General features: G+C 37.4%; 10 protein-coding genes, 4 tRNA genes and 1 pseudogene. 13 read left to right on the top strand and 2 right to left on the bottom strand.

The window, feature by feature from the left end; translation table 11 throughout:
* Positions 1–1,581 (top strand): annotated as a pseudogene (locus tag ACGH6P_RS08915) (hypothetical protein); the annotation flags it as partial.
* 351 nt (positions 1,582–1,932) lie between these two features.
* On the opposite strand, the gene ACGH6P_RS08910 reads toward ACGH6P_RS08915, so the two are convergent.
* Positions 1,933–3,147, bottom strand: coding sequence for a pyridoxal phosphate-dependent aminotransferase (locus ACGH6P_RS08910; RefSeq protein ID WP_411597301.1), 1,215 nt, complete (start codon positions 3,145–3,147; stop codon positions 1,933–1,935).
* A 145-nt stretch (positions 3,148–3,292) separates the two neighbouring features.
* On the opposite strand from ACGH6P_RS08910, the gene ACGH6P_RS08905 reads away from it, so the two are divergent.
* The 12 genes from ACGH6P_RS08905 (at position 3,293) to nusG (ending at position 12,674) form a co-directional block, all read left to right on the top strand.
* Entirely contained in the window at positions 3,293–3,562 is a 270-nt protein-coding gene (locus ACGH6P_RS08905) for an ACT domain-containing protein (protein WP_065558707.1), read from the top strand.
* A gap of 36 nt (positions 3,563–3,598) precedes the next feature.
* Positions 3,599–4,954: a PFL family protein gene (locus ACGH6P_RS08900; RefSeq protein WP_267351228.1), complete on the top strand. Its 1,356-nt coding sequence runs from the start codon at positions 3,599–3,601 to the stop codon at positions 4,952–4,954.
* Between the two features lie 223 nt (positions 4,955–5,177).
* Positions 5,178–5,753 carry a hypothetical protein gene (locus ACGH6P_RS08895; RefSeq protein ID WP_411597300.1) on the top strand — a complete coding sequence of 192 codons (576 nt, stop codon included), beginning with the start codon at positions 5,178–5,180 and terminating at the stop codon, positions 5,751–5,753.
* A 111-nt stretch (positions 5,754–5,864) separates the two neighbouring features.
* Positions 5,865–6,668 (top strand): tRNA cyclic N6-threonylcarbamoyladenosine(37) synthase TcdA, encoded by an 804-nt coding sequence (gene tcdA / locus ACGH6P_RS08890; RefSeq protein WP_411597298.1) that lies wholly within the window; start codon positions 5,865–5,867, stop codon positions 6,666–6,668.
* 296 nt (positions 6,669–6,964) lie between these two features.
* A complete protein-coding gene (gene adhE / locus ACGH6P_RS08885) occupies positions 6,965–9,664 on the top strand; it encodes a bifunctional acetaldehyde-CoA/alcohol dehydrogenase (protein WP_267351223.1) in 2,700 nt (899 codons plus the stop codon).
* 153 nt (positions 9,665–9,817) lie between these two features.
* Positions 9,818–9,893, top strand: a tRNA-Thr gene (locus tag ACGH6P_RS08880).
* 33 nt (positions 9,894–9,926) lie between these two features.
* Positions 9,927–10,011, top strand: a tRNA-Tyr gene (locus ACGH6P_RS08875).
* A 56-nt stretch (positions 10,012–10,067) separates the two neighbouring features.
* A tRNA-Gly gene (locus ACGH6P_RS08870) sits at positions 10,068–10,142 on the top strand.
* 3 nt (positions 10,143–10,145) lie between these two features.
* Positions 10,146–10,221 (top strand) — tRNA-Thr (locus ACGH6P_RS08865).
* A 183-nt stretch (positions 10,222–10,404) separates the two neighbouring features.
* Complete coding sequence (gene tuf / locus ACGH6P_RS08860) at positions 10,405–11,589, top strand: elongation factor Tu (RefSeq protein ID WP_065558713.1); 1,185 nt, start codon at positions 10,405–10,407, stop codon at positions 11,587–11,589.
* A gap of 136 nt (positions 11,590–11,725) precedes the next feature.
* Complete coding sequence (secE, locus tag ACGH6P_RS08855; protein WP_065559723.1) at positions 11,726–12,127, top strand: preprotein translocase subunit SecE; 402 nt, start codon at positions 11,726–11,728, stop codon at positions 12,125–12,127.
* A 1-nt stretch (position 12,128) separates the two neighbouring features.
* Positions 12,129–12,674 (top strand): transcription termination/antitermination protein NusG, encoded by a 546-nt coding sequence (nusG, locus tag ACGH6P_RS08850; protein WP_411597297.1) that lies wholly within the window; start codon positions 12,129–12,131, stop codon positions 12,672–12,674.
* A gap of 179 nt (positions 12,675–12,853) precedes the next feature.
* On the opposite strand, the gene ACGH6P_RS08845 is transcribed toward nusG, so the two are convergent.
* Complete coding sequence (locus ACGH6P_RS08845) at positions 12,854–14,776, bottom strand: ABC transporter ATP-binding protein (RefSeq protein WP_411597296.1); 1,923 nt, start codon at positions 14,774–14,776, stop codon at positions 12,854–12,856.
* Positions 14,777–14,895: the final 119 nt, after the last annotated feature.

Genomic DNA, 14,895 nt, shown 5'->3' with positions numbered 1-14,895 from the left:
TTTGCGTGGAAAGGTAGCACCAGTATTAAAGGTAAAATTTACTTAGACAGTGATGATAACGGAGTGTACAACGCCTCCACGGACAGCAGTGTTAATGCGGACTTGACGGTGAAATTCAGTAATATCAACAATCCGGCATTACAGATAACACAAACAATTGCAGCCGGTGAGACAGTTTATGAACTAGGCGGTATTATTCCGGGCAAATGGCAAATTGAAGTGGAAGGGGTACCGAGCACGTTACGAGCAAGCTTTGACCCGGATGATGCGCACCATGACAGCAAAGGTTACTTAACCTTACCGAAGACAGTCAATCAGGCAATCATTGATATCACGGGTAACCTAACCGATCAGGACTTTGGTTATATCCATGGTGGTATTATTGAGGGTAAACTGGTAGAAGATCGTGAAGGTAAAGGTCTGGTCAGTCTGTCAGAATTAACCGGATTATCGGGTGCAGAGGTTTATCTGTTAGACAATAATCAGAAACATATGATGAACAAAGATGGTAAACCACTGTCGTTTATGACACGCAGTGATGGTAAATTTATATTCCGTAATCTGGTGATAGATCCGAATGCGGTTGATGATTCAAAATATAGTATCCGTTTACTGTTTGGTGAATATCACGACGGTGTGGTTGGCTCAGATAATAGCAATGCATTATATGAAAAAGTGCCATATTTTGAACAATATACTGATAGTAATGGTAAAGTGGTCAAACATGACTTAATTGATATTGCTACACCGCCAGCATCGATTGTTTATAATGGCACAGGTGGTATGCAAACAGTGCCGATTAAGTTAAATGATGGCAGTATCACCTTTAGTGCAACAAGTAACGATATTATATTGGGTTATCGAGTACATAATGCGGATGTAACCGTAATAAAAACGGCACTGAAGGATAATGTCGTGGTGGGTGATATTGTCCCTTATACCATCAAGGTGATTAACAATTCGTCACACAAATCACGTATTAAAGTAAAAGATATTTTACCGTCAGGATTTAAGTTCGTGAAAGGTTCATCGCGTTTAAATGGCAAAAAAGTGGCGGATCCCAAAGGCACTAAAGCGGTGATGTATGATTCACTGGATTTAACGGCGAACAGTGAAGTGGTGATCAGCTATATGTTAGTTGTCGGCTCGGGCGTTACCCAAGGCGAGTATACCAATACGGCGATGGCACTAAACGCCTTGACGGGTAAAGTGTCGTCGAATATAGCGGAAGCGACGGTAACGGTGACAGCCGATCCACTGTTTGACAATGCGTTAATCTTCGGAAAAGTGTTTATCGACCGAAACGGTAATGGCATACAGGATGAAGGTGAAGATGGTCTGGGCGGCGTGAAATTAGTGACCACCCGTGGCGAAATTATCACAACCGATACGCATGGACGTTACCATATAGTTGGTGTATCGGGAGGCCGTTGGGAACGAGGTGCAAACTTCGTTATCAAACTAGACCCACGAAGCTTACCGAAGGAATACAAAGTAAACGGACGTAATCCAAAAGTGGTAAGAGTATCACCGGGGTTACCAAGTAAAGTTGATTTTGGTGTTACGGAGGTAAATCAGTAATTCCCATTAAACATAAAGATAGACAAGTAGGTCTGTTTATTCCTATCCTTTCAGCTCTTTCCCCCGTTTATCGGGGGTTTTTTATATTAAGCATCCTAAATTATTATTTTATATAAATAGATTTTAGTGTTGGAGCACTGAAAATGAGTAGAGTTGTAGAAATATAATTAAAATTGAATGCCGGTTAATAAATTAACATTGTCATATTAATTAGTTAGCATAAATAGAGCAGTATTGATGAATTTAAGCATAACACTGAAAGTGTTTATTATCTTCGTTGAATGAAATCAAAAAATTTTACGAAGCATTGCAGATAGAAAACTCCCAACTGAAATTGGGAGTTGATTCGTTTTATTGTTGATAATTTGATAAAAATTTGGCAAAACGTTCGATAGCGTCTTGTAATTCACCTGTATGTGGAAGCGCAACAATTCTGACATGATCGGGTTTATGCCAGTTGAAACCACTGCCTTGTACTAAAAGAACTTTTTCTTGCAATAGAAAATCTAAAACCAATTTCTGATCATTGTGAATATTAAATTTTTGCTGATCAAGTTTAGGAAATAAGTACAATGCGCCTTGTGGTTTAGTACAACTTACCCCTGGGATATCATTTAACATGCGCCATGCAAGCATACATTGATCATATAAACGACCACCAGGAACAATAAATTCATTAATACTTTGATAACCGCCAAGCGCACCTTGAATGGCATGTTGCAATGGGACATTGGCGCATAATCGCATTGACGCCAACATATTTAGTCCCTCAATATATCCTTTTACATGTTGTTTAGGACCACAAAGTGCCATCCATCCTTGCCTAAAACCTGCAACACGATAAGTTTTAGATAGTCCGCTCATGGTTACGACAAATAGATCGGGCGCTAAAGCGGCTATTGAATGATGAACAGCATCATCATATAAAATTTTGTCGTAAATTTCGTCAGCAAAAATAATAAGGTTGTTTTGACGCGCAATTTCGGCAATATCAAGTAGAAGCTGTTTACTATAGACGGCACCGGTTGGATTATTAGGATTAATGATCACAATTCCTTTGGTTTTAGGGGTGATCTTTCGTTTAATATCCTCTAAATCGGGTGACCAATTAGCATCTTCATCGCAAAGGTAATGAACAGCACTACCACCAGATAAACTAATTGCAGCTGTCCATAATGGATAATCTGGCATAGGAACTAAGATTTCATCACCGCTATTGAGCAATGCTTGCATCGATTGTACGATAAGTTCAGAAACACCATTGCCGATAAAAATGTCTTCGACATCTAAACTGGTTATTCCTCTGGCTTGATAGTGTTGCATAATAGCTTTACGTGCAGAGTAAAGTCCTTTTGAATCGGAATATCCTTGTGAAGAAGGCAAATTACGGATGACATCAACTAATAATTCATCAGGTGCGGCAAAACCAAAAGGGGCAGGATTTCCAATATTGAGTTTAAGTATAGTTTGACCTTCTTCTTCAAGACGCTTTGCGTGCTCAAGAATTGGTCCACGGATGTCGTAACAGACATGATCCAATTTATTTGATTTTTGGAAATTTTTCATAATGTTGCCCTTTTTAATTATTTTAGTGTTTTTTTATTTTTAACAAAAAAAACAATCTACTCCTATTTCGATAATTTTTGAAGATGTTATTATAATCAACCAAGTAAATATCTTTTGATTGTCCAAAATTTGTGCGGAGTATGTGATGAAAACCATTTTAACTGTCATAGGAAAAGACCAGACCGGAATTATTGCTGGTATAAGTCAAAAATTATATGAATTGAATATTAATATTTTAGATGTATCTCAAACTATCATGGGTGAATATTTCACGATGATTATGTTACTCGATTTATCCAAAATCGATGTTTCATTTGATGATGTTAAAAATACTTTAACGCAAACAGGCGAAAATCTTAAAGTTAAAGTAAATATTCAACGCGAAGAGATATTTGATGCAATGCATCGTCTTTAAATTTTATTCAATAATTTTTACTGAAGGATAGTACTAATGGAAACCAAACAGATCCTCGAAACGATTAAAATGATTGAGGAAGAAAAGCTTGATATTCGCACAATAACCATGGGTATTTCTTTGCTTGATTGTATTGATAGCGATGGTGAAAAAGCCCGTCAAAAAATCTATGACAAAATTACTAAATTAGCCAAAAATTTAGTAAAAGTTGGTGATCAAATTACGTCTGAATTTGGTATTCCAATTATTAATAAACGTATCTCTGTTACACCAATATCCTTAATTGCAGGCGCAAGTAATGATAGTGATTATGTCGCGTTCGCAAAAACACTTGATCAAGCTGCTAAAGCGGTGGGGGTGAACTTTATTGGTGGATTTTCGGCGTTAGTGCAGAAAGGTTACCATAAAGGTGATGAAATTTTGATTAAATCCATCCCACAAGCTCTTGCCCAAACAGAACGTGTTTGTTCATCGGTTAATGTAGGTTCTACACAAACCGGTATCAACATGGATGCCGTAAAACAGATGGGGCATATTATTAAAGAGGCGGCCGCATTAACGGCGAATAATAGCAGTATGGCTTGTGCAAAATTAGTTGTGTTTGCTAATGCTGTTGAGGATAATCCGTTTATGGCTGGGGCTTTTCATGGTGTAGGCGAAGCAGATTGTGTCATTAATGTGGGTGTCAGTGGACCAGGTGTGGTTAAGCGAGCGCTCGAAAAAGTAAAAGGTCAACCTTTTGATGTGGTTGCGGAAACAATCAAAAAAACGGCTTTTAAAATTACGCGTATGGGACAACTTGTTGGTAAAGAGGCTTCGGAGCGTTTAGGCGTTAAATTTGGTATTGTTGATTTATCTTTAGCGCCAACGCCTGCAATAGGTGATTCAGTTGCCCATATTTTAGAAGAAATGGGACTGGAAGTGGTTGGAACCCATGGTACAACGGCTGCGTTGGCGATGCTTAATGATGCTGTCAAAAAAGGTGGGGTCATGGCATGTGGTCATGTGGGTGGTTTAAGTGGGGCATTTATTCCTGTGTCAGAAGATGCTGGGATGATTGATGCGGTAAATAAGGGGGCACTCAATTTAGAAAAATTAGAAGCAATGACCTGTGTTTGTTCGGTCGGGCTTGATATGATTGCTATTCCGGGTGATACACCAGCTGAAACAATATCTGCTATTATTGCAGATGAAGCAGCAATCGGCGTCATCAATCATAAGACCACTGCCGTTCGCATCATTCCTGCGGTTGATTTAACAGTGGGTGATAATATTGAATTTGGTGGGTTATTGGGTCATGCGCCTGTGATGCCAGTAAATAAATATAGCTCATTTGATTTTATTAATCGTGGTGGACGTATTCCTGCTCCGATTCACTCCTTCAAAAACTAAGCGATTATTTTGTGATGCCTTGTATATCAAAAAAGACAAGGTATCACATGACTTTCTGTCTATTGATTTCTACCTGATAATCCAAAATGTAATTTTTTTGTCCTTCATTTTACGGTTATCCCTATAATGAGCAATCACACGGATACTATTTGGTAATGAATGAATTAGTCTCATTTTTCTTACTTATCTAAAATTAATTGATAAAAAATAAAAGGAAACAAAAATGAAAAAAGTTATAGTCAGTTTTATCTCAATATTATTGTTAGGTTGTGGGACTTTAGAAAGTAATTATCAACCTGGCAACTATGGTCCAATGTTAACGGTAATTAATCAAAAATTACCCGCTTATGATTTACCTAAAAAATTAGATTTCCACAATAAAACCTATTATATATATAATCAAAGTCGCGATAGTGGTTCAGGTAATCCTAATGATAAGCGTGCAATTATGTACATGCAAGATCCTAAATCAGCAACCTATTATGAAGATTATTTCATCATTATGGATGATATCGTTGCCAATGCTCAAGATGCTCAAAAACTCTTTAAATTGCAAATCGCAATGCGTTCATCTGAGCCGAAAGTCACTCAAGAAGGTAACGTTTCTTATGCCGTAGGAACGGATGAAAAAAATAGTATAGGTTATTTAATCGTCAGTACTTATGATGAATCAACGCATTTGGCTCGTAATCGTTTTTATCTCATTTTACTCAATGAAAAAAATGACCATTTAGTAAAATATATGCAAACCCATACTAAACAAATGGTACAAGAGATATTAAAATTAGGACGTAAATAGTTAATTTATGAGTCTAATACCGATAACCTCAATGACAAGAATAGCAGCGTTAGTTGCGTTAATCCTTATGCACTGCTAGTATTTTAACATTTCGATAAATCAGTGGTAATTATGCATAACACATTTTCTGACAGTTATTTTCAACGTTTTAGTGGCATTGCTCGGTTGTATGGTCAATCCGCATTGTCGTGTTTTGCTCGTGCACATATTTGTGTAATAGGGATTGGCGGTGTTGGTTCTTGGGTTGCTGAATCCCTTGCTCGCAGTGGTATCGGGCAAATTACTTTGATAGATATGGATGATGTCTGTGTGACCAATACCAATCGCCAGATTCATGCTTTAACCACAAATATAGGTAAAGCTAAAACCGCCGTCATGGCTGAGCGAATATTACAAATTAATCCTGAATGTATTGTTAATCAAATTGATGACTTTATAAATATTGATAATGTTTCAGATTATTTAGGTGCTCAAAACTTGCCTCGTTATGATTATATCATTGATGCTATTGATAGTGTGCGTGATAAAGCGGCCGTGCTTAATTATTGTAAGCGACAAAAATTGAAAGTCATTACTATTGGTGGCGCAGGTGGGCAAAAAGATCCAACACAGATTAAAATAGCTGATTTGGCTAAAACCATTCAAGACCCTTTGGCAGCTAAATTACGAGAAAGATTAAAGAACGATTATAAACTCAATAAAGATAGTAAAGGTAAATATTCGATACCTTGTGTTTACTCAACAGAACAACTGACATATCCGGCGCAAAATGGACAAATCTGTTTTACGAAAAGTGAAGCGCATGGCACTAAAAAAATGGATTGTGAATCAGGTTTTGGCGCAGTGACGACTGTTACGGCAAGTTTTGGATTTGTTGCTGTTAGTTATGTACTGGACAAATTATCAAAAATTTAAGTGAACTTTTTATTTCTTCAAAAAAATTTAGCATATTTAAAAAAAGCTATTTTACCTAAGTAAAATAGTTTTTTTTATCAAAAAATCTCAAATATTAATTTTTTCCTATCTATTAGGATGAATCTCACTTACCCATGTTCAATAACATTTATTTTTCTGCAAGATCTTATTGTATAAAGTAAAAAACTGATTTACGATAACGGCAATTTCGTTTTGTTATTATGCATAGGCATTAAAAAGATTCAAGGAAGACGCCAAACGATTCAGATTTATTTTTTAATTTCAAGGAGTAATCTATGGCAGTAACTAATATGAATGAGTTAAATGAGTTAATGGCCCGTGTAAAAAAAGCACAGGAAACTTATTCAACTTATACTCAAGAACAAGTGGATAAAATTTTCACGGAGGCTGCAAAAGCTGCTGCAGCTGCGAGAATTCCACTAGCCCAACAAGCTGTTGCTGAATCGGGTATGGGGATTGTAGAAGATAAAGTGATTAAAAACTTATTTGCTGCAGAATATATTCTAAACAAATATCGTCATGACAAAACTTGTGGCGTAGTGGCAGAAAATGAACCCTTTGGAACTATTACGCTAGCCGAACCTTTAGGGATCATATGTGGAATAGTACCGACGACCAATCCAACTTCCACCGCTATTTTCAAATCCCTTATCAGTCTTAAAACCCGTAACGCAATCGTCTTCTCCCCTCATCCTAGAGCAAAAAAATCAACTATTGAAGCAGCCAGAATTGTTCTAAATGCAGCTATAAAAGCTGGTGCGCCAAAAGATATTATTGGTTGGATTGATGAGCCCTCTATCGAATTATCAAATGCTTTAATGCATCATGATGATGTCGCTGCAATTTTAGCAACCGGTGGCCCAGGTATGGTGAAAGCAGCTTATAGTTCAGGTAAACCTGCATTAGGTGTTGGCGCAGGTAATACGCCTGTCATCATTGACGAAACAGCGGATTTAAAACGAGCAGTGGCTTCCGTTCTGATGTCTAAAACGTTTGATAATGGTATGATTTGTGCTTCTGAACAGGCTATCGTCGTAGTTGATTCTGTTTATGACGAAGTACGTCGCTTGTTAACACAATACGGTGCATACGTTTTAAATGCTAAAGAGACTAAAGCCGTTCAAGGTATCATTTTAAATGACAAGGGTGCTTTAAATGCTAATATCGTTGGTCAACCAGCGACCAAAATTGCTGAATTAGCAGGTTTTAAAGTACCAGCAGGTTCAAAAGTACTGGTAGGTGAAGTGAGCAAAGTTGATCTATCTGAACCGTTTGCGCATGAAAAACTTTCACCGACGTTAGCTATGTTTAAAGCTAAAGATTTTACTGAAGCAGTAGAAAAGGCTGAAAAATTAGTTGAAATGGGTGGTATGGGTCATACTTCTGTTCTTTACACCGATCAAGATAGCAATCGTGAACGTATCGATTATTTTGGCAAAAAAATGAAAACTTGCCGTATTTTGATTAACCAACCTGCTGCGCATGGTGGTATTGGCGATTTATATAATTTTGATTTAGCGCCGTCACTAACATTAGGTTGTGGTTCTTGGGGAGGTAACTCGGTATCTGAAAATGTTGGACCGAAACACTTACTTAACAAGAAAACAATCGCTAAGAGAGCAGAAAACATGTTATGGCACAAATTACCAAGTTCTATCTATTTTAAACGTGGCTCACTTCCTATTGCTTTAAATGAAGTCGTTGAGCAAGGCGCAAAACGCGTCTTTTTAGTCACTGATAAATTCCTATTTAACAATGGTTATTCAAAACAAATCACCGATCAATTAGAGTCACAAGGTGTTCTTTGTGAAACATTCTTTGATGTTGAAGCTGATCCAACCTTAAGTGTTGTTCGTAAAGGGACTGAATCAATGAGAGCATTCCAGCCTGATACTGTTATTGCTTTAGGCGGTGGTTCACCAATGGATGCTGCAAAAATCATGTGGGTTCTTTATGAACACCCAGAAACTAAATTCGATGAATTAGCATTACGTTTTATGGATATTCGTAAACGTGCTTGTCATTTCCCGAATATGGGCAAAAAAGCAAAATTGATCTGTGTTACCACAACATCAGGAACCGGTTCTGAAGTGACGCCATTCGCAGTTGTGACGGATGATGCAACTGGACAAAAATATCCGTTAGCCGATTATGCTGTTACGCCTCATATGGCAATTGTAGATGCTAACTTAGTGATGAATATGCCACGTTCACTTTGTGCTGCTGGTGGTTACGATGCGGTAACTCATGCTTTAGAAGCTTATGTGTCAGTAATGGCAACAGAGTTTTCTGACGGTCAAGCATTACAAGCTTTAAGTATGCTTAAGTCCTATTTACCGGCAAGCTATAAAGAAGGGGCTAAAAATCCTATCGCTCGAGAAAAAGTACACAGTGCAGCGACATTAGCAGGTGTTGCTTTTGCTCAAGCATTTTTAGGTATTTGTCACTCAATGGCGCATAAAATTGGTGCAGCTTTCCATATCCCACATGGTGTGGCTAATGCAATGCTCATCAGCAATGTTGTCCGTTTTAATGCAACAGATAAGCCAACTAAACAAGGTACATTTAGTCAATATGGTTATCCTCAAGCTATTCGTCGATACGCTGAAATTGCTGATCATTTAGGTTTAACGGCTGCTGCGGATAAAGATGAGAAGAAAGTTGAGAAATTAATTGGTTGGTTAGATCAACTTAGAAAAGATCTTGAAATACCTTTCTCTATAAAAGAGTTTGGTGTGGATGAAAAAACGTTCTTAGCACAAGTTGACCAACTTGCTGTAGATGCATTTGATGACCAATGTACGGGCGCAAATCCTCGTTATCCTTTAATTGCTGAACTAAAACAAATCTTGCTTGATACCTATTATGGTCGTCCATATCAAGATAACGGTGATATCAGTGAAGATGTTGCTGTGCATACAGCGGCTAAAGGTGTAGCTTCTACTACTAAGAAAAAAGCGGTAAAAAAGAAATAATCTAAAAAATTATTTTTGATTAAATAAAACCCTGAAATTGTCTATATTTCGGGGTTTTTTTATGTTTTTGATTTTTTTTTAAGCAAACAAAATAAAATTTGTTTTTTTTGCTTGCAAGCTTAAATGTTCTAGTCCATAATGCGCAGCACTTAGGCCGGCTTAGCTCAGTAGGTAGAGCAACTGACTTGTAATCAGTAGGTCGCCAGTTCGATTCCGGCAGCCGGCACCATTTTCCTAAGTAGACAAATTTAAAAAGATTCGGGGTGGGGTTCCCGAGCGGACAAAGGGAGCAGACTGTAAATCTGCCGTGTCACACTTCGAAGGTTCGAATCCTTCCCCCACCACCATATATCTAATATTAGCAATAGCTAATTGAAGCATTTAGGTAGCCGAGTTTGAACATGCGGGCATCGTATAATGGCTATTACCTCAGCCTTCCAAGCTGATGATGCGGGTTCGATTCCCGCTGCCCGCTCCAATTGCTGATATAGCTCAGTTGGTAGAGCGCACCCTTGGTAAGGGTGAGGTCGGCAGTTCAAATCTGCCTATCAGCACCATTCTTGTTACTTTCCTAAACTTCTAAAAATATCGAATTTGACTGCTTAAAAGCTTGTCACTGGACGGCTTTATCTGTTATCATTCAGAGCTAATTTTAAGTTAGTATTATGTTGATATAAAATATAATACTTGGTTAATGTGGTGATTCACCACCGATTTGTATTACATTTGAGGGACAATAAATGTCTAAAGAAAAATTTGAACGTACAAAACCCCACGTTAACGTTGGTACAATCGGCCACGTTGACCATGGTAAAACAACTTTAACTGCTGCAATTACTTCTGTTCTTGCTAAAAAATACGGCGGACAAGCTCGTGCATTCGATCAAATCGATAACGCACCAGAAGAAAAAGCACGTGGTATTACCATCAATACTTCACACGTTGAATACGACACACCAACTCGTCACTACGCACACGTAGACTGCCCAGGCCATGCTGACTATGTTAAAAACATGATCACTGGTGCAGCGCAAATGGACGGTGCTATCTTAGTCGTAGCAGCAACTGATGGTCCAATGCCACAAACTCGTGAGCACATCCTTTTAGGTCGTCAAGTAGGTGTTCCTTACATCATCGTATTCTTAAACAAATGTGATATGGTTGATGATGAAGAGTTATTAGAATTAGTTGAAATGGAAGTACGTGAACTTCTATCTCAATACGACTTCCCGGGTGATGATACACCAGTTATTCGTGGTTCAGCGTTAAAAGCGTTAGAAGGCGATGCAGCATGGGAAGACAAAATTGTTGAATTAGCGGAAGCGTTAGACACTTATATCCCAGAGCCACAACGTGACATCGACAAACCATTCCTATTACCAATTGAAGACGTGTTCTCAATTTCAGGTCGTGGTACAGTGGTAACAGGTCGTGTAGAAAGCGGTATTATCAAAGTTGGTGAAGATGTTGAAATCGTTGGTATCAAACCAACAGCAAAAACAACTTGTACTGGTGTTGAAATGTTCCGTAAATTACTAGACGAAGGTCGTGCTGGTGAAAACGTAGGTGTATTACTTCGTGGTACTAAACGTGAAGAAATCGAACGTGGTCAAGTATTAGCAAAACCAGGTTCAATTACACCACATACTGATTTCGAATCAGAAGTGTATATCTTAAGTAAAGATGAAGGTGGTCGTCACACTCCATTCTTCAAAGGTTACCGTCCACAGTTCTACTTCCGTACAACTGACGTGACTGGTACAATCGAATTACCGGAAGGCGTAGAAATGGTAATGCCAGGCGATAACATCAAAATGTCAGTATCATTAATTCACCCAATCGCGATGGCAGAAGGTTTACGTTTTGCGATTCGTGAAGGTGGTCGTACAGTTGGTGCGGGTGTTGTTGCTAAGGTTATTAAATAATTTATATTTAATAACTGTTGAAAGGGTATCATGCGATGCCCTTTCTTATCTGGTCTGTTTAGCAAAATGTTTTTATTTTAAAAAGAGCATTTTGGAAAATAGATATTATTATAAATAACATACTCATAGGTTTTATATGCAAGTAAGTAACGAAAGTCAAGCTACAAACTCGGTTCTAGATAAACTCAAATGGGGTTTAGTTTTAGTATTGATTGCAATTATTGTTTGGGGAAATTCCTATTTTGCTCAAGCAAATGATATATATCAACCTAATACAATCGTCCGCATTATTACGGTTAGTGTAATTTCACTTTTCACTTTATTTATTGCTCTTACAACCACTAAAGGTAAGTCATTTCTTGCATTTTTACAAGATTCAAGAAAAGAGTTAAGAAAGGTGGTATGGCCTTCTCGTAAAGACGCTACACAGACAACTATGCTCGTTGTGGCTGTTACAGTCGTCGTTGGTTTAGCCCTTTGGGGAATGGATACATTATTCCGTTGGGTCGTCTTTTATTTAACATCAATAGGACGTTAATATGAGTGAAATACAACAAAAACGATGGTATGTTATTCAAGCTTATTCTGGCTATGAAGCACGTGTTGCACAATCACTACGTGAATATATCAAGTTACATAATATGGAAGGTTCTTTTGGTGAAGTGCTTGTGCCTACCGAAGAAGTTGTTGAAATGAAAAGTGGTCAACGTCGTAAAAGTGAGCGTAAATTCTTTCCCGGTTATGTTTTAGTTGAAATGATGATGAATGATGCAACTTGGCACTTAGTTAAAAGTGTACCAAGAACCATGGGATTTATTGGCGGTACTTCTGACAGACCAGCCCCAATAAGCCAACGTGAAGTTGATGCTATTATGAATCGTTTACAACAAGTTGGTGATAAACCTCGTCCTAAAACGTTATTTGAGCCAGGCGAATTGGTACGTGTTAATGATGGTCCATTTGCAGACTTTAATGGTGTGGTTGAAGAAGTCGATTATGAAAAAAGTCGCCTAAAAGTTTCAGTTTCAATTTTTGGACGTTCAACACCTGTTGAGCTTGATTTTAGTCAAGTTGAAAAAAGTTAATTTTAATTGAATAAGTTTAGTTCAATTAAGAATAAAAAAATCACAGCAAAGGCTGTGATTTTTTTTGCACAAAATAAATAGTTAAAATACGATTAACAACCTGAAACTTATTGCGATTGAATTAAGACTCATGCTCTTAATATTTTGTGCGCTTCTCTTTTTATATCTTAAATACAAAGTTAGTTTAATTGAAAATCTTCAAGTTGTTGTTGTAAATCTAACCAGTTCATTTCAGTGTCTTCTTGTTCGCTTTTAATTTTACTTTGTTTAAGTAGTAATTCAGTCAACGCTGTTTTTTTATCGTTTTCATAAATAGCAGGATCTGCTAGTAACTGTTCAATATTTTGTAATTGCTCAGTTAATAGCTCAAGTTTTTGCTCCATTTTTTGTAGCTCTTTTTTAATGGGTTGCATTTGTACTCTTAATTCTGCTTCACGGCGTTTTTGTTCTTTGCGATCGGTGGCGGAAACATTTTGAATGCTATCATTTTTACTGGCTACGTTAACGGTATCTGGTTTATTTTCTGCTTTTTGTTCTTCGGCAAGCCATTTTTGGTAATCATCAAGATCGCCATTAAATGGTTCGACTTTGTGATCATGCACTAAATAAAATTCATCCGTTGTCGAGCGCAATAAATGGCGATCATGCGATACAACGACTAAAGCACCTTCAAAGCCTATAAGTGCTTCAGTTAATGCTTGACGCATATCTAAATCCAAATGGTTAGTGGGTTCATCAAGTAATAATAGATTCGGTTTTTGCCACACAATTAGCGCTAAAACCAATCGAGCTTTTTCACCGCCCGAAAATGTTTTAACTGGTTCATTCACTTTATCACCATGAAAATCAAAACCACCCAGATAGTTACGCAATTCCTGTTCTGTTATTTTTGGATCAGCAAGCTGAGTTAAATGCCAAAGTGGTGATTCATTGGCACGTAAATATTCCAATTGATGTTGAGCAAAATAGCCTAATTGAACACCTTTAGCGAGATTAATATGCCCCTCTTTAGGTTGAAGTTCGCCCGCTAATAATTTTATTAAGGTTGATTTACCGGCACCATTACGACCCAGTAAGCCTATGCGTGAACCCGGAACAAGATTTAATTTAATTTTTTCTAGTACGATTTTATCATCGTAGCCTGCCACAACTTTGTCCATCATCAGTAATGGACTTGGCAAAAATTCAGAAGGTTTGAAATTAAAATGAAAAGGATTGTCTACATGTGCAGGGGCAATGAGTTCCATTTTTTCTAGCATTTTTATTCTGCTTTGAGCTTGTTTGGCTTTGGTTGCTTTTGCTCTAAAGCGGTCTATGTAGCTTTGTAGGTGTGCGACTTTTTGTTGTTGGCTTTCATAAAGTGATTGTTGCTGTGCTAATTTAGTTGCACGTTGAACTTCAAATGATGAATAGTTACCGGTATATTCAAACAAACTTTTTTGTTCAATATGAATAATTTTATTAACTAACGGATCTAAAAAATCACGATCATGTGAGATTAAAATTAATGTACCTTGATAGTTACTCAGCCATTTTTCCAGCCAAATAACGGCATCTAAGTCAAGGTGATTGGTAGGTTCATCAAGAAGGAGTAGATCAGAACGACACATGAGTGCTTGAGCTAGATTTAAACGCATGCGCCAACCACCTGAATAGGATTTAACTGGTAATTGTAGTTGCTCGTTAGAAAAACCTAAACCATGTAATAATGTGGCGGCTCTTGCTCGTATTGTCCATGCGTCAATGTTATCCAGTTTTTCATGAATATTAGCAATTTGCTCACCATTATTGTGTTGGTTGGCGATAGCTAGCTTTTGTTCTAGCTGTCGATATTCACGATCACCATCAATAGCATATTCAATAGCGGGTATATCTAGCGCGGGAGTTTCTTGGTTAACCCAAGCTAATTGCCATTGTGATGGAAAACTTAAGCTGCCTGCATCCGTTTGAATTTCGCCTTTTATTAATGAGAAGAGAGTGGACTTTCCGCAACCATTTTTCCCAACTAACCCTACTTTTTGTTTAGGATTAATGGTAGCAGATGCATTATCTAAAAGTAGATTAATGCCTAAGCGAACTTGAATGGAATCAAATACTATCATGATTTTGCTGTTTAATATGTAAAATAAATTGGGTTATGCTAACAAATATTGAAAGTTATGCAAAATGAAAAAGTTTAATGGGCTAAGTGAAAGTTTCATTATTTTAAACTTTAACTTGT

The organism is Gilliamella sp. CG25 (assembly GCF_046635705.1).
Taxonomy (GTDB): domain Bacteria; phylum Pseudomonadota; class Gammaproteobacteria; order Enterobacterales; family Orbaceae; genus Gilliamella; species Gilliamella apicola_I.
The sequence above is the reverse complement of the archived record's forward strand: the minus strand, read 5'-3'. Positions and strand labels throughout refer to the sequence as shown.